At 63.4% G+C, this 16,161-nt stretch carries 14 protein-coding genes; 4 read left to right on the top strand and 10 right to left on the bottom strand.

The window, feature by feature from the left end; translation table 11 throughout:
- Window positions 1-28 precede the first annotated feature (28 nt).
- The 3 genes from ABLE86_RS05775 to ABLE86_RS05765 all read right to left on the bottom strand — a co-directional run bounded on the left by ABLE86_RS05775 (window position 29) and on the right by ABLE86_RS05765 (window position 6,563).
- Complete coding sequence (locus ABLE86_RS05775) at window positions 29-3,112, bottom strand: efflux RND transporter permease subunit (protein ID WP_348777982.1); 3,084 nt, start codon at window positions 3,110-3,112, stop codon at window positions 29-31.
- 142 nt (window positions 3,113-3,254) lie between these two features.
- On the bottom strand, window positions 3,255-4,385 hold the full coding sequence (locus ABLE86_RS05770) for an efflux RND transporter periplasmic adaptor subunit (RefSeq protein ID WP_348777981.1): 1,131 nt from the start codon (window positions 4,383-4,385) through the stop codon (window positions 3,255-3,257).
- A 255-nt stretch (window positions 4,386-4,640) separates the two neighbouring features.
- Window positions 4,641-6,563 (bottom strand): LTA synthase family protein, encoded by a 1,923-nt coding sequence (locus tag ABLE86_RS05765; protein ID WP_348777980.1) that lies wholly within the window; start codon window positions 6,561-6,563, stop codon window positions 4,641-4,643.
- Window positions 6,564-6,867: 304 nt separating this feature from the next.
- On the opposite strand from ABLE86_RS05765, the gene ABLE86_RS05760 reads away from it, so the two are divergent.
- Window positions 6,868-7,206 carry a VanZ family protein gene (locus ABLE86_RS05760; protein ID WP_348777979.1) on the top strand — a complete coding sequence of 113 codons (339 nt, stop codon included), beginning with the start codon at window positions 6,868-6,870 and terminating at the stop codon, window positions 7,204-7,206.
- Between the two features lie 196 nt (window positions 7,207-7,402).
- Window positions 7,403-7,699 (top strand): DUF982 domain-containing protein, encoded by a 297-nt coding sequence (locus ABLE86_RS05755; protein WP_348777978.1) that lies wholly within the window; start codon window positions 7,403-7,405, stop codon window positions 7,697-7,699.
- Window positions 7,700-7,764: 65 nt separating this feature from the next.
- Here the strand turns inward: ABLE86_RS05755 and ABLE86_RS05750 are convergent, their stop codons facing one another.
- From ABLE86_RS05750 to speB, 6 genes are all read right to left on the bottom strand, one after another.
- On the bottom strand, window positions 7,765-8,541 hold the full coding sequence (locus ABLE86_RS05750) for a carbon-nitrogen hydrolase family protein (protein ID WP_348777977.1): 777 nt from the start codon (window positions 8,539-8,541) through the stop codon (window positions 7,765-7,767).
- The gene (locus ABLE86_RS05745) at window positions 8,538-9,341 is read right to left on the bottom strand and encodes an ABC transporter permease (protein ID WP_348777976.1); all 804 of its coding nucleotides are present in this window, start codon (window positions 9,339-9,341) and stop codon (window positions 8,538-8,540) included. The genes ABLE86_RS05750 and ABLE86_RS05745 overlap by 4 nt, the downstream gene beginning before the upstream one ends.
- Window positions 9,338-10,192, bottom strand: a complete 855-nt coding sequence (locus ABLE86_RS05740; protein WP_348777975.1) for an ABC transporter permease — start codon at window positions 10,190-10,192, stop codon at window positions 9,338-9,340. Before ABLE86_RS05740 ends, ABLE86_RS05745 begins: the two co-directional genes overlap by 4 nt.
- The gene (locus ABLE86_RS05735; RefSeq protein WP_348777974.1) at window positions 10,189-11,226 is read right to left on the bottom strand and encodes an ABC transporter ATP-binding protein; all 1,038 of its coding nucleotides are present in this window, start codon (window positions 11,224-11,226) and stop codon (window positions 10,189-10,191) included. The genes ABLE86_RS05740 and ABLE86_RS05735 overlap by 4 nt, the downstream gene beginning before the upstream one ends.
- 236 nt (window positions 11,227-11,462) lie before the next feature.
- Window positions 11,463-12,551, bottom strand: a complete 1,089-nt coding sequence (locus ABLE86_RS05730; RefSeq protein WP_348777973.1) for an ABC transporter substrate-binding protein — start codon at window positions 12,549-12,551, stop codon at window positions 11,463-11,465.
- Between the two features lie 130 nt (window positions 12,552-12,681).
- Window positions 12,682-13,734, bottom strand: a complete 1,053-nt coding sequence (speB, locus tag ABLE86_RS05725; RefSeq protein WP_348777972.1) for an agmatinase — start codon at window positions 13,732-13,734, stop codon at window positions 12,682-12,684.
- 203 nt (window positions 13,735-13,937) lie between these two features.
- Here speB and gcvA point away from each other — a divergent pair, with 203 nt between their 5' ends.
- Window positions 13,938-14,936, top strand: coding sequence for a transcriptional regulator GcvA (gcvA, locus tag ABLE86_RS05720; protein ID WP_348777971.1), 999 nt, complete (start codon window positions 13,938-13,940; stop codon window positions 14,934-14,936).
- A gap of 74 nt (window positions 14,937-15,010) precedes the next feature.
- Here the strand turns inward: gcvA and ABLE86_RS05715 are convergent, their stop codons facing one another.
- A complete protein-coding gene (locus ABLE86_RS05715; protein ID WP_348777970.1) occupies window positions 15,011-15,322 on the bottom strand; it encodes a glycine zipper 2TM domain-containing protein in 312 nt (103 codons plus the stop codon).
- A 194-nt stretch (window positions 15,323-15,516) separates the two neighbouring features.
- Between ABLE86_RS05715 and ABLE86_RS05710 the strand changes: the two genes are divergently transcribed.
- Complete coding sequence (locus tag ABLE86_RS05710; RefSeq protein ID WP_348777969.1) at window positions 15,517-16,158, top strand: DedA family protein; 642 nt, start codon at window positions 15,517-15,519, stop codon at window positions 16,156-16,158.
- The last annotated feature ends 3 nt before the right edge of the window (window positions 16,159-16,161 follow it).

The raw sequence follows: 16,161 nt of genomic DNA, 5'->3' as shown, positions 1-16,161 counted from the left end.
ACCCGTCCCTCCGGAACCAGGCCGCCCGTCACGGTGCCAGTCCCTCGGACTCCATTTCGGCTTCCTCGCTGGCACGCTTGCTGTGGTCGGTTGCGATCAGCATATAGACCGCCGGCACCACGAACAGCGTGAACAGGGTTCCGATCGACAGGCCGCTGGCGATGACCAGCCCCATATTGAACCGGGACACCGCGCCGGCGCCGGTTGCGGTGATGAGTGGAATGACACCCAGCACCATCGCCGCCGTCGTCATGAGGATTGGCCGCAGTCGTATGCCGCATGCCTCCTCGATCGCCTCGCGCTTGGACTTTCCCTCCAGCTGCAGGTTGTTGGCAAACTCGACGATCAGAATGCCGTGCTTGCTGATGAGGCCCATCAGCGTCACCAGCCCCACCTCGGTGTAGATGTTGAGGCTGGCGCCACCAAGGCCGACACTGATGAAGACAAGTGCGCCGGCGATGGACATCGGCACCGACACCAGGATGATGATGGGGTCGCGGAAGCTTTCGAACAGGGCGGCCAGTGCCAGATAGATGATGATGAGGGCGAAGCCGAAGGTGACGATGAAGCCCGCCGCCTCCTGGATATACTGCCGCGACAGCCCGCCGTAATCGACCGAATAGCCTTGGGGAAGAGTTTTGGCAGCAAGGTTTTGCAGGAAGCCGAGAGCATCCGCCTGGGCCACCCCGGGTGCCGCCACGCCCTGGATGGTGGCGCTGTTGAGCTGCTGGAAGTGGTTGATCGATTCCGGCACGGTCTTGGTTTCAATCGTGGCCACTGTCGAGAGTGGAATGGGCACTCCGTTGACCGCGCCCACATAGTAGCCCAGCAGCTGCTGGACATTGAGCCGGCTGCGCTGCTGCACCTGCGGAATGACCATGTAGGAGCGGTTGTCGAGGCTGAAATAGTTGACGTAGCCGCCGCCCAGCATGCCGCTGAGCGCTGCTCCGATGTCGCTCATCCTGAAGCCCAGCTGGGCGGTCTTGTTTCGGTCGATCCGGACAACCGATTGCGGGTTGTCGATCTTGAGATCGCTGTCGAGGAAAATGAACATCCCGCTCTTCACCGCCTCCTGGAGGAAGTTCTGCGCCACCAGGTCCAGCCGCTCGAAGGGTTCGGTGGTTTCAAGGACGAATTGCACCGGCAGGCCCTGGCTGCCCGGCAGGGAAGGCAGCTGGAATGCCGCCGCCCGCACGCCGGCAACGTCGTCGAGTTGCTTCTGGATAACCGGTTGCAGCTCGTTGGTGGTGCGGCTGCGCTGATCCCATGGGGTAAAGACCATGCCGGCGATCGACCTGCCCGGCGCGTCGATCTGGAAGACATGCGCTGTTTCCGGATAGGCGGCGAAGATCCGGTAGATCTGCCGTGCATAGAGCAGCTTTTGCTCCAGAGTGGCGTTGGGCGCCGGCGTGGACGACGAAATGATGACGCCCTGGTCCTCCTGCGGCGCCAGTTCGCTCTTGGCGCCCGCATAGAGGAAGAAGATGCTGCCCAGCACGATAACTGCGAAGGTGGCTGTTACTGGGATATAGTTCAGGCTGCCGTGCAGCCACCGCTCATATGTGCGGCGAACGCGCTCGAAGGTGCGATCGACGGCATCGGCGAACCACTCGCCCCAACCATATCTGGTCGTATCGCGAGGCTTGAGAAGCCGCGAGCACATCATCGGCGACAGCGTCAGCGCGATGATTGCCGAGACCGTTACCGCCGCGACCAGGGTGAAGGCGAACTCCGTGAACAGTGCGCCGGTGAGCCCGCCTTGGAAGCCGATCGGCACATAGACCGCCACCAGCACCGCTGTCATGGCGATGATGGGGCCGCCAAGCTCCCTCGCCGCGATGATCGCCGCGGGAATTGGCTGCATGCCGTCATCCAGGTGCCGATTGACGTTTTCCACCACGATGATGGCATCGTCGACGACCAGGCCGATGGCCAGAACCAGTGCCAGAAGGGTGAGCAGGTTTATGGAAAAGCCGAGCGCGAGCATGAACGTGAAGGCGCCGATCAGTGAAAGCGGTATGGCAAGCGTGGGGATCAGCACCGAGCGCGGCGAAGCAAGGAAGGCGAAAATGACCAGCGTGACGATGACCAGCGCCTCGACCAGGGTGAAGACCACTTCGCGAATCGAACTGTTCACGAAATCGGTGGAATCGTAGACGATGGCTCCGCGCAGCCCCTGCGGCAACTGCGACTGGATGCCCGGAAACTCCTTGCGCACGCCGGCGATGACATCGAGCAGATTGGCGCCGGGCGCCACCTGAATGCCGATATAGACGGCCTGCTTTCCGTCAAATGCGACCTGTGACTCGTAGTCGTCCGCCCCAAGCGAGACCTGGGCCACGTCCTTCAGGCGCACCAGCGCGCCATTGGAATGTTTGACGATGAGGTTGCCGAATTCCTCCACGCTGTGCAGGCTCGTGGAGGCGGTAAGGCTCACCTGAACCATCTGGCCCTTGGTGGTGCCCAGCCCGGCAATGTAGTCGTTTTGCTGGAGTGCCGTTGAGATGTCGGCGGCCGTCAGGCCGTAGGCAGCGAGCTTGTCAGGATCGAGCCAGGCCCTGAGCGCAAAATTCTGACCGCCCAGTATTTCCGCCGTCTGCACCCCCGGCACCGCCTGCAGCCTCGGCTGCACCACCCGCACCAGATAGTCGGTGATCTTGTTTCGCGGCAGCACGTCGCTGTCGAAGCCCATATACATGGCATCGATGGTCTGGCCGACCTTGACGCTCAGCACCGGCTGTTGGGTTCCCGAAGGCAATTGGTTGATGACCGAGGCAACCTTGGTGTTGATCTCGGTCAGCGCCTTGTCGGCCTCATAGTTGAGGCGCAGGTAGATCGTGATGACGCTGACGCCCGTCTGGCTGGTCGAGGTCATGTAGTCGATGCCGTTGGCCTGGGCGATGGCGGTTTCCAACGGCGTGGTGATGAACCCGGCGATCACGTCGGGGTCGGCACCGTAATAGGTCGTGGTCACGGTGACGACCGTGTTTTCCGTGCGCGGATATTGCAGGATCGGAAGCGAGGCAAGCGCGCGTAACCCAAGCACGAGGATGGTGAGGCTGACGACGATTGCCAGCACCGGTCGGCGGATAAAGATATCGGTGAAGTTCATGGCGACCCACCGCATTCCTTTCCAGAAGCCCGCGCGCCTCGCATTGGCGCTACGGGTCTTGCAAACGGCGCGTCGCTAACGAAAGGACCGAGCGTTTCCGTGCGGCGGCGCTGAACAGGTGTCTATCCCGGGGCGCTCCCTGCTATTTGTCGGCCGGCTTGGGGTTGGGTTGATCGGTCGGCTGGACGGTATTGTTGATGCGGACCGGCACACCGTTGCGCAGCTTCAACTGCCCTGCCGTGACCACGACCTCACCGGGCTTTATGCCTTCGGTGACCGCGACCTGGTCGCCCCTCGTAGGGCCCGTGGTAACGAACGCCTGCCGCGCGACGAGTTGCGGCTGGCCATTGGCATCGTTGCCCTCATTGTCCACCAGATAGGCGATGTTGCCATAGGAGTTGTAGGCAATCGCGGTCTGCGGAAGCGTGACGTATTGCTGCGGCGCCGAGATATCGATGTCGACGGTGGCGAACATGCCCGGAAGCAGCAGCTTGTCCTTGTTCTGCACCGTGGCGCGCATCTGGACGTTTCGCGACGTGGTGTCGACCTGGGCATTGATGGCTGAGATCTTGCCGTTGAACTTGCGATCCGGGAAGGTGTCGACCTTGGCCGTCACTGCCTGGCCGACCTTGATCTGCGCCAACGCCTGCTGCGGCACGTAGAAGTCGATGAAGATTGGATCGAGCTGCTGCAGGTTTACCACGGGGGTGCCGGCGGGCAGGTACTGCCCGATGTCGACCTGGCGGATGCCGAGCCGCCCCGCAAACGGTGCCTTGATGGACTTGTAGTCGACCAAAGCCTCCTGCTGCGCCACCATCGCCTGCGCGTTCAGCATGTTGGCCTTGTCGGTGTCGACCGTCTGCCTGCTGATGGCGCTTGTCTTGACCAGTGTGCTGTCCCGCTCATAGACGAGCTTGTTCAGCGCGGCCGTCGCCTTCAGCGCATCGAGCCGGGCGATGTCGTCATCCGCCATCAGCTGGACCAGCAGGTCCCCTTCCTTGACGTCCGCGCCGGATTCGAAATGGATCGCCGACACCATCCCGGGCACCTGGCCGCTGATATTGGCGCCGTTGACCGCGCGCACGCTGCCGACAGCCTCGAACTGGCTTCGCCACTCCTCGGAGCGGGCGACTGTGGTCGAGACGGTCTGTGGCGGATTGGCCAGCGAGGCCATTACCTTGCGGATCATCGACGACCTGAATGCCTCGAAGCCGAAGATGCCGGCCAGGAACACACCGGTCAGGAGCAGCATGATGATCATGCGCTTCACCATCGCGCATATCCTTCCAACCAGAATAGCTGCCGCAGAGCCGGTTCCGCTGGCCCCGGAGCCTCAAGGCTTCAACGGCGGCACAACGGGATCGAGCGCGCGGCTTGCCTGCCATTTGCTCGTCTTCGCCAATACCTAGGAAGGCGGGTGCGCCTGTGCCAGCCCTTTTTCAGACGCGTGGCCGCCCTGGCTGCAAATTCGCTGCCAGGGAATTGGGACTTCGGATAGGAGAAGTTCGCGCCTGCTGGCCGCCAGTTTTCAGTTCGATCCGGCATACCAGGGCGCAACCAGCTCGCCGGCTTTGAATTGCCTTGACGCGGTCTGGTAGTAGGCGATGGCCTCGTCGCGCAGCTGCGGATCCACGCCCGCCGGCGTCATCTCGAAAGTGTCCGGATCGACGGCAAAGCTCTCGACCACCTTGCCCGGCTTCAGCACGGTCAGCAGGTCGTTCTTGTAGTAGCCGAGGGACTGATAGTTGCTGACGAACACGCCCCGCGGCGCCCCTTGCAGCTCGCGCACCGAACGGCCGAAGAAGAAGCCCTCTCCGGGCTGGCCGAGCAGGTCGAGCAATGTCGGGGGCACGTCGATCTGGCTGATATTGCCGGATATGCGGCCGGGCTTCACGATTTCCGGGCCATAGAAGACCATCGGAACGTGATAGCCGGCGACGGGGAGCTCCACCTTGCCGGCGACCGAAGCGCAATGGTCGGCGATGATAACGAACAGCGTGTCCTTGAACCACTCTCTCTGAGCGGCCTCATCGAGGAAGCGGCCGATCGCGTAGTCGGTATACTTCACGCCGCCCTCGCGGCCGCCGGGTGACGGGACGTCGATGCGCCCGTCGGGATAGGTGTAGGGACGGTGGTTGGAGGTGGTCATGACCTGCACGAAGTGCGGCTTCTCGGTCGCCCCCGGCTTCGAGAGCAATGCGTCGACATTCGCGAACAGCCCTTCGTCGGCCACGCCCCAGATATTCTCTGCCGGGATCGTGTGAGCCGGAAAATCGGTGCGATCGAGAACGGCATAGTCGTTGCCTGAATAGTAGGCGGCCATGTTGTCGAAATAGCTGTAGCCTCCATAGACAAAGACCGAGGCGAAGCCCTGGTGGGCCAGTATTCCGCCAATGGTGGTGAGTTGCCCATTGTTCGGCCGGCGCACGATGGCCTGGCCCGGAATGGGCGGGGTACCGAGCGTTGTGGCCTCAAGGCCGCGCACGGTGCGTGTTCCGGTGGCAAACAGGCGTTCGAAGAGCAGGCCCCGGGCGGCGATACGGTCGATGTTGGGCGTCCAGCCAGGCTTGCCGCCGAGCGCGCCGACAAATTCGCCTGACAGGCTCTCGACCGTGATCATGACGACGTGCCTTGGCCGGCGCAGAAGAAAATCCGGCAGCGGACGGGCAGCCCGATCCTCGGCCAGCACGTCCATTGCGCCCCCAACGCGCTTGACGCCCAGTTGCTGCAGTATCGCCTTGGCCCGATCGTCGGGAATGGTCGCGTAGAAGCGATCATAGTCGAGCTCGTTGCGCCGGAACGCGGCCGCCAGGCTGTATAGCCCGTTGCCCGAGAGCTCGTCCGCATAGTTGTTCCCCGAACCGTACATCTGGTCGAGATTGGTAAGGCCAAAGGCGGCAAGCGGCCACAGAACCAAAAGCACGGCGAGATAAAGTCTCGTGCGGGCGCTATACGGGCCTGTCTCGATGCTGCGCAGCCATCCTCGCAACGCCCAGACGGCAATTGCTGCCACAGAGCCGATGGCGACCAGCAGAGTATTTACGGGATAGGATTCCCGGATGTTGCCGATCACCTCCTGTGTGTAGATGAGGTAATCGAGCGCGATGAAATTGTAGCGGGTGGAGAACTCCAGCCAGAAGAAGAACTCGCCAATCGCGCCGAAAAGCAGCGCTGCGATCAGCAGCCACGCCACGAAGCGTCCAAGATAGACATGGAAGCGGGTTTGCCGCCATCTCTCGGGCGTGATCACCGCGAAGATCAGAAACGGCATCAGCAAGACGCCTATCGTCGCCAGGTCGAACCAGAGCCCGCGCAAAAAAATACCGGGCCAAGTGCTGGCGGGAGCGTTGTCGACCCTGGTGAATAGCGTGAGGACGATGCGCGTGACGAGAAAGATCACAAAGGCTGAAGTGCCGTAAAGCGCAGGCAGCGTGTTCCACAGATCACGCAACCTATTGCCGGATCGAAGGACACTCAGTGAAACAGCCAAGTTGTATCTCTTGCTGAATTTCCAAATCGTGATCGATTGTTGCGCTTGGAAAATGCTTTCGACAATGCAGCCCTATAGATATGCAGCCTTTTTTTGAGAACGGCGGCATGTTTCGAGCCAAAGCCGTCACTTGCCCCTGCTGGAACGCACTCGTCGATTGACGCGGGAGGCGCCTCGCAGCATGTTGCCGGGCCGTGGGTGAGCAGGAGCCAAAGCGTGACGCAGTTTCAATTTTCCAGTCTGCTGGTCGGCACACTTGCTTGATATGATGGCTCGTTTCGCGCGCCCGGCCGCATGGCTTCTGCTGGCCGCCATATGCTTCGTTACGCTTGCGCCCATCGAGCTGCGCCCCACCACGAGCGAGCCCGCCGACCTCGAGCGCATTTTCGCCTTCGCCGTTCTGGGCCTGATTTTCGCGCTTGGCTATCCCAGGCACTGGGTTCTGGTCGTATGCCTGGTGGCCGGAGCCGCCTTCGCGTTCGAGTTTGCACAGATCTTCGCCTCCACGCGGCATGCCCGCCTGGAAGACGCCACCGTGAAGGCTCTCGGCGGCGGCGGCGGCGTGCTTGCCGGCATGGTCGTGAACCGGATGGCCAGGCGATAGCCGGGGGCAGAGGGCCCAGATTGCCGAGGGCGCAACTGGAAAGTTATGACGCGCAACCTTTCTTCCGCACGATCGTTTTTAGTCGCGGGTAAGAAGGTCCAGGCCCACGCGTGCTGCACTTTACGGGGCCGAACGGAGACGCCAGCAATCACGCCCCGGAAGGCGCAGCTGATCGCGACCCGCACGGAGGCAGGCCATGAACCACCATTTGTTGTTTGGCAACCCGGTGCGGCTCTTCGTGGAGAACCAGTTCAAGGAAATCCATGACGTCGATGAAGCTTTGCGCTTTCTTGACCATTGGCCCGTAGCTCGCCGGGGGCCGGTCTACCACTGCGCGATCAACTGCTGCCATGCAGCAATTGTGTCCGGGCTATCGGTGGACGATGTGGAAAAATCGTTTGAGAGCTTTGCCCGCATCACCGGCATATTGGCCGATACCACAGCGCCCCGCACGACAATGGGCAAGGTCGAGCCGAAACCGCTGACGAAGTAGAAAGAGTCGAGCCGCAATAGCCGGAAAGCCCGCCCTTGGGTCTGCTTTCCGGCCGGTTGTTTTGGCTAGAGCCTGAGATCGGCCAGATATGAATTGGCGGCCGCCGATTCTGCATAGGCGGCGGGATCGATTTCGGTGACGAGGAGTGCCTCGTCGCTCCGCCCGCCCTCGGCAAGCAAGGTTCCATCGGGTGCTGCGACAACGGAGAGGCCGGCATAGGAAACCAGCGCATCACTTCCGCAGAGGTTCACATAGGCGACGTGGATCTGGTTCTCGAAGGCCCGCACAGGGATCATCTTTCGCGCGATCAGTTCGTCATGGTCGCTGACCGGCAACGCTGTGGGCGCCACCACCAATTCCACCCCGGCCTGCGCCAGGCGGCGGACATTCTCGGGAAACTCGACATCGTAGCAGATCAGCAGGCCGATGCGGGTGCCGCGATGGTCGATGACATGGGCTGCGGGCTGCTCGGGCACGAACAGGCTACGCTCGTAGGGGCCGTAGAGATGCGACTTGCGGTAGACGCTGCGCGTGCCGAGCCCGTCGACATAAAGAGCGCTGTTGTAGATCACCTCGCCGTCGCGCTCGGCAAAGCCGGTTACGATCGCCACGCCCGTCTCGGCCGAGATTGCAGCCAGCCGCCCGGCAAGCTCGCCGTCGGCGGGCTCAGCCAGGGTGCGGATCGCCTCGCCGGCGCCGTAGCCGGTGACGGCCAGTTCGGGCGCCGCCAGCAGGCTTGCACCGGCTGCGGCCGCCTCGCGTGCGGCACGTTCGATACGTGCGAGATTGGCCGCGGTGTCCCCCGCGACAGCCTGCATCTGAAGTACGGCGAACTTCATCACTTACCCTCCGAGCCCAGTGCGCCGAGCAGTTTTCTGATGTCCCCGAACCTGGCGATCAGCCCGAAGACGAGAGCCGCGATCGCCACGAAGAACACCGACACCGAAGCCATGGTTGGCGTGTAGCCGTAGCGCAGCGCGTTGAAGATCTTGATCGGCAGCGTCTCCATCGTGAAGCCGATGGTCATGTAGGCCACGATGTATTCGTTGAGCGACAGCACGAAGGCGAAGGCGTAGCCCGACACCAGATAAGGCAGGATGAGCGGCAGCACCACGGTGCGCGCCACCGTGCGGTCGTCGGCGCCCATGGTGGATGCCGCCTCGACCAGCGAGGTATCGATGGAGGCGAAGCCCAGCGACAGCGTGACCAGCGGCAGGGTCACGAAGAAGATCGCGTGGCTGATCGCCGCCGTCCAGGGCTGGCCGTAGAAGCCGGTGGTGGCCCAGAACGTCAGGAAGCCCAGCGCGGTGATGACCGGCGGCAGGATGAAGGGTGCCACGCCGAGCAACTGGAAGATGCGCGCCCAGGGGGCATTGCGCCGCCACAGAAACCAGCTCAACGGCAGGGCAATGGACACTGCCACCGCGGCGGACGACAGCGCCAGCAGCACAGAGGCTATGAGCGCACTGCGCCATTCCGCGTCGGTGAAGATCTGCGTGTACCAGGCCAGCGAGAAGCCCTTTGGCGGGAAGGCTAGGTCCTGCTTGGCGTTCACCGAAACACCGAGCACGACGATGAGCGGCGCGGCGAGAAACAGCGCCACGACGACGAAATAGAGCCTGCGAAGCCAGTTCTGGGTCATGCCGCATGCTCCTTCCGGCCGACAAGCAGGGTGAGGCCCACCAGCGCCAGCGAGATCAGCACCAGGAACACCGCCATGGCCGCCGCGAAAGGCATGTTGGACTGGTAGATGGCCTGGTCGGTGATGAGCACGGACAGCGTCCAGTGGCTCGGTCGGCCGAGAATCTGCGGCAGCAGGTAGGAGCCGAGGGCGAAGACGAAGACCATGATCAGCGTGGCCACCAGCGTGTTGCGTAAGGCAGGCGTCACCACGTTGAAGAAGGCGCGTATCGGCGAGGCGCCGAGCGTGCGGGCAGCCTCGAGCAGCGTCGGATCAAGCCGCACCAGGGCCGGGTAAAGCACCAGGATCGTATAGGGCATTGCCTGGTAGACCATGCCGGTCAGCACCGCGCCGAAGCCCGGCAACAGCGCCTGTGGCTGGGACATCAGGCCGACCGCGACCAGGAGATTGGTGATGCCGGCCGTGCGCGAGAAAAGCGTCGACCAGCTGAAACCGATGATGACTTCCGACAGCGACAGCACCGAAAGCAGGCACACCAGCCACACCGTCTGCACCTTGCGCGAGCACTTGGTGAGCAGGAAGGTGAAGGGGAAAGCGATGGCCACGCAGCAGATGGCCACCATGACGGCGAGCATCAGCGAAAAGCCGAGCACCGAGCCGAAGAACGTCGACAGGAAGCGGGCGTAATTGTCGGACACGAAATCCGGCGTGTAGAAGCCGGCCGGATTGCGCTTGAAGAAGCTGACCGCGATCATGGTGGAGAACGGCACCACGAAGAACACGACCAGCATCACCGCCGGATAGAGCAGCGGCCCGTAATCGGCCAAAGATCTGGGCGCTTCGCGTCTCATTTTTCGAGCACCACGCAGCTTTCGGCCGGCAGCACGACGCCGACCGGCGAACCGGCTGCCACATTGGGCCGCTCGCGCGGCGTGGCGACCGCGATGATCATCTTGCCGCCCGCTTCCACGAAGGTCTCGATGGTGCCGCCGAGGTCGCGCACGAAGGTGACGGTGCCGGCAATGGCGCCATTGCCGGGCTCGGTCAGGCGCACATCTTCCGGACGGACGGAAATCTGGGCTTCCTTCACGCCGTTGGAGAGGGAAAGACCGGGGATGGCGCTGCCGAGCACCACCGCGCGGCCAGCGCTATCCGCCTCGACCGGCAGGAGATTGGTCATGCCGATGAAGTCGGCGACGAAGGCGTCGGCCGGCCGACGGTAGATCTCGATCGGCGCGGCGGCTTGCCTGATCCGGCCCTCGCCCATCACCACCACCAGGTCGGCCATGGTCATGGCCTCGCGCTGGTCGTGGGTGACGACGATGGTGGTGATGCCGAGCTTCTGCTGGAGCTGGCGCAGCTCGACCTGCATGGCCTCGCGCAGCTTGGCGTCCAGCGCCGAAAGCGGCTCGTCGAGCAAGAACAGGCGCGGCGACAAGGCCAGCGCCCGGGCGATGGCCACGCGCTGGCGCTGGCCGCCGGAGAGCTTTGCCACCGGACGGTTGGCGAAACCGGGCAGATGGATGAGCTTGAGCAGTTCATCGACGCGCTTGGCCTGCTCGTCCTTCGGCCGGCCGCGAATGCGCAGCGGATAGGCGATGTTCTCGCCCACCGAAAGATGCGGAAACAGCGCCAGCGACTGGAACACCATGCCCAGGTTGCGCTTGTGCGTGGGCACGCGGGTGATGTCTTCGTCGTCGATGGCGATGGAGCCGCTCGACGGCTCCTCCAGCCCCGCGATCATGCGCAGGAGCGTGGTCTTGCCGCAGCCGGAAGGGCCGAGCAGGCAGACGAAGCTGCCATGCGGCACGTTCAGCGCGACATTATCGACGGCTTTGAAATCGCCGAATTGCTTGGTGACGTCATTCAATGACAGGCCGGACATTGGGACTAACCTAACCCATTACGCGAAAATGATCTGATTTACCCCGTCATCCGGCCGCAGCGCGGCCACCTTCTCCCCGCCGGGGAGAAGAGGGAAGCAATACGCCGGCACCGACCATCCCGATGGAGAGAGGCAGGCAGAGCGTAGCCGAGGCCGCCCGAGCGGAAAAGCCCGTTCAGCGTGTTTGAGTGGCGCTGGCAGCCCTCCCCGCACCGGGGAGGGCAAGCCGGCAGGACCTAGCCGACGATCAGCTCGGTCCACTTCTGGTTAATCCAGTCGGCCTTGTCGATGTAGAGGTCGTAGCGCGGGATGATCGGGTCGATCTCGGAGGAGACCGCGCCGAACTCTTCCGGCGACAGGTCCAGCACATCCTTCTTCAGCGTCGGCGCCGTGCCGACCTTGCGCGACATCAGGCCCTGGATGGAGGGCTGGCTCATATAGTCGATGAAGATGTGGGCTTCGTCGACCTTCTTGGAGGCGCGCGAGATGGCCCAGTTGCCGGAATCCTGAATGCCGCCTTCCTTCGGGAAGGTCGAGCGCACCGGCTGGCCGTCAGCGGCGGCGAGGCCGGTGACGTCGTGATAGTACTGGCCCATCGGGATTTCGCCCGACTTCAGCGCCTGCTCGAACTGCGCCTCGTCGCGATACCACAGCCGCACGTTCGGCTTGACCTCGGCGAGCTTGTCGAACGCCTTGAGCAGACCTTCTTCCGTGTCGAGCGCGTTGGTACCGCCCATGAAAGTCTTGGCCGTAACTTCCAGCAGGAAGGAGTTGGAGGCCAGGGCCAGCAGGCCGAGCTTGTCTGCATTGGCCGGGTCCCACAGGGCGTCCCAGGAAGTCGGCGCCTCCTTGTAGACGTCGGTGTTGGTCACGAGCGTGATGAACCACGCAACCGCGCCGATGCCGGCGATGCGGCCGTCCGGATATTTGTTGACGAAGTGGTCGAGCAGGTCGCCGCCGTGCTTGATCCTGGACATGTCGATGGGCGTCCACAGCTCGGTGGCCTGTCCCTTCAGCGTGGTGGTCTGCGACATCATCGAGACGTCGGCAGGCGCCTGGCCGGCCTTTGCGGCCTGCTCCAGCTGCACCAGCCAGGCTTCCCCGGTCGGCTCGGCGACGGATTCGACAGCAATGCCGGTGGCCTTGGTGAATTCCGGGAAGACGTGCTCGTCAAAGGACTTCTTGAAGTAGCCGCCGTAGACGCCGACCTTCAGCGACTTGTCCTGCGCCCGCAGCACGGCGGGCATGGCCAGCATGCCCGCCGTAGCGACGCCCGCCTTGAGCATGGTGCGGCGGCTAATGCCGCCCTTGAGAAATTCGGTCATGTAGTTCTCCTCCTAGCCGGCTGCCCGGCGTGACCTTGTTCTTTCAATTCGCTTCTATGCCATTCCGGGCGGCCTGTCCTGCCCCCGGCGGCCTTGCCCCGCCGCAAACGGGACAAGGCAATTCGCGGCCTTATGCCTTAACTGCCGGGCTGAACACCAGAAGGCTGAGGATTTCGAACAGCATCTGCGCGCCGGCGTGAGCGGTATTGGTGGTGCCGTCATACTGCGGCGCCACTTCGACCACGTCGCCGCCGACGAGGTTGAGGCCCTTGAGCCCGCGCAGCAGCTCCAGCGCCTCGCGGGTGGTAAAGCCGCCCACTTCCGGCGTGCCGGTGCCCGGCGCGAAGGCGGGGTCCAGGCTGTCGATGTCGAAGGACAGGTAGGTCGGGCCATCACCCACGATCTGCCGCGCCTTCTCAATGATCGCCGGGATGCCCATGGCGGACATTTCCTCGGCGTGGATGACGGTCATGCCGGACTCGTATGAGAACTCCCACAGATATTCCGACGAGCCGCGAATGCCGATCTGGATCGTACGGGACGGGTCGAGCACGCCATCGAGCACGGCATTGCGCATCGGGCCGCCGTGATGGAACTTGGTCTGGTCGAACAGGCCGCCAGTGTCGCAATGCGCGTCGATGTGGATCAGGCCGACCGGGCGGTCCTTGCCGATCGCCTTCAGGATCGGATGGGTGATCGAATGGTCGCCGCCGACCGACAGCGGAATGACGCCGGCACCGACGATCTTGGCGATCGTGGCCTCGATGTCGTCATGGCTCTGCTCCAGACGGTAGCGGCTGGCGAAGGGCACGTCGCCGACGTCGGCCACGCGCAGGTCGAAGGTGGGGGCGCAGTCCAGAACGTGGTTGTAGGGCCCGATGCGCTCGATGGCGCGCAGGGCGCGCGGGCCGAAGCGCGAGCCCGGACGGTTGGTGACGCCGAGGTCCATCGGCATGCCGATCAGCGCCACCTGCAGGTCGCCGAAGTCGGGATCGGCAAAATCGACGGGCAGGTAGGGCGCGCTCACAAGCGTGGGCAGGCCCGCATAAGGCGCGCGGCGCGTGCCGCCCTTGGAAAAGATCTTCTCGGCCACGCGCTTGAAGCGCGGATCGAACATCTCACCGCCATGGCTTTCGCCATATTTGCGACGCAGCGCGTCGAGCTTGCCGCGGTCAAAACCCATCCCGAAACCTCCTTTGCGCCCCGGCGGCGCCGGCGGGAAGCCAGCTTCCATGGCCGTTCGCCGCGTGCTCCTTCCCGAAGCCGCCGGATGCGTATTTCACTCCGCGTGGATTGTTGGGTCGGCCCTTTGAAAAATCAATTGATATTGTTATAGGGACGGATGTGAGAATTTCTCACACCCTTTCCTCTGATATCGTTACGAATATGAGCAAGCGCCTGCCACCGCTGAACCCGCTGCGTGCCTTCGAGGCGACGGCCCGACTTGGCTCGCTCACCAAGGCGGCAAGCGAGCTTAACGTGACCCACGGCGCCATCAGCCACCAGATCCGCGCCCTCGAGCATTCGCTCAAGGTCCGGCTGTTCGAGCGGGTCGGACAGAGGCTGAACCTCACGCCGCAGGGTGCCGAACTGCTGCCGGCGGTTTCGAACGCATTCGACGGCATTGCAGCGGCCACGGCCCGCATGACGAGGCCGACCAGCTCCGGTTCGCTTTCGATCAGTTGCGTGCCGGCACTCCTGTCGCTTTGGCTGATACCCAGGCTCAGGAACTTCACGGCGCGCTTCCCCGACATCAAGCTTCGGCTCGTTGCCTCCAACGATCCGCAGGACGTTCGTCTGCCCAATGTGGATATCTGCGTGCACTATGGCGACGCAAACTGGTCGGACTGCTGGTTCAAGAAGTGGTCCGACCTGGAACTCTTTCCCGTCGTAAGCCCGACCCTGATCAACAACCGGCCGATCCGCACGGTCCGGGACCTCGCCGACCACGTCGTGCTGCATGGCGACGACGGGCGCGAATGGAACACATGGCTGGCGGCGGCCGATGCGCTGGACCTGCAGCGCGGCCAGCAGCACATGTTCAGCGATGCGCGGCTTTCCACGGAGGCGGCGGTGCATGGCCATGGCGTGGCGCTGGGCGATTCGGTGACCGCCAGCGGGCTGCTCGCCAAGGGCCAGCTCGTCACGCCTTTCAGCCTGTCGGTGCCCGCGGTGCATTCCTTCTATGTGGCCTGCCGCAACGAGGTGCGCTCCGCCCCCGTGGCTCAGGTCTTCATCGACTGGCTATTTGCCGAGCGCGACGAAGCGGCAGGACGGACCGAAGCAGCCGTTGCCGGCCAGATCAGCATTCGCCGGAAACGCACCCCGAAGGCCGCCAATGCGACGGAAGAGCAGAAGGAGAAGGTTGCCCGATCGGCGAAATGAAAACGCCCGCCGCTCCGAAGAGCATGGCGGGCGTTCCATGGAAGCCGCAGGCCTCCGGCGATCGAGCAGCCGGATTAGCTGCAGCGCGCCTCGTAGACGCGCGGATTGCCGTAGCGGTCGTAAAGCGGGCGGCCGCGCTTGTCATATTGTTGGTAGCGGCACATGCCCGGGGTCGTCGCCGCGCCGATCAGAGCGCCTGCGGCACCGCCGATAAGCGCGCCGGCCACCGTGCTGCCAGTATTTCCTCCGATGGCCTGCCCGGCCAGCGCGCCCACGCCGGCGCCGATAGCGCCGCCGCCCAGCGCGCGTTCCTGCGGCGTGTTGCAACCCGCCAGCGTAAGCGCCAACAGCGCCACAACCCCAGCCATCGACAAGCGATTCGTCATAAAAGTCCCTCTCCAGTTGGCAAAATAAGCGCGGTGTTACCATATCGCGAAACACCCGTCACGACCCGCAACTGGGGCCCGGCGCAATTGCGATGCAGCCGCTGATCACGCACTCTCGCAGGGAAATGATTGTAAGAAGGATCGATTTTCGGGTCTCCTAGACTGGCAAGGACCCGATCCCTACGAAGCCAACGATGACCCAGATAATCTCCCCCGCCACGCTACACCACCTGCTGGACAGCTATGGCCTGTGGGTGCTCTTTTTCGTCGTCATGGCAGAGAGCATGGGCGTGCCCATGCCCGGCGAGACGGTTCTTGTGTCGGCCTCGCTTTACGCTGGCGCTACCCATGAGCTGGAGTTGACGCATGTCATTGCCGTGGCTGCCGCGGGCGCCATAATCGGCGACAATATCGGTTACTTCATCGGCCATACGATCGGGCTGAAGCTGCTTGGCAAGTACGGCAGCTATATCGGGCTGGACGAGGCACGGCTGAAGGTCGGCCAGTACCTGTTCATGCGGCATGGCGGGAAGATCGTGTTCTTTGGGCGGTTCGTGGCCTTCCTTCGCGCCTTCGCGGCGGTGCTGGCGGGTGCCAACCGCATGAACTGGTCTCATTTCCTCCTGATGAACGCGGCCGGCGGCATCTGCTGGGCCACGCTTTTCGGCTCCGGCGCCTATTTCTTCGGCGAGCGCATCGAGGCCGTGGCCGGCCCACTCAGCTTCACGCTGCTGGCGGTCGCGGTTGCCGGGATTGTTGCCGGGCTGCTCTTCTTCCGCCGCCACGAAAAAGAACTGGAACTGCGCGCCCGGGCGGCCCTGCCGGATCGCCCGTGATCC

The sequence above is a fragment of the Mesorhizobium sp. KR2-14 genome (assembly GCF_040049255.1).
Lineage (GTDB): Bacteria > Pseudomonadota > Alphaproteobacteria > Rhizobiales > Rhizobiaceae > Pseudaminobacter.
Note: the sequence above shows the minus strand (reverse complement) of the source record. Positions and strands in the feature narration are given on the sequence as shown.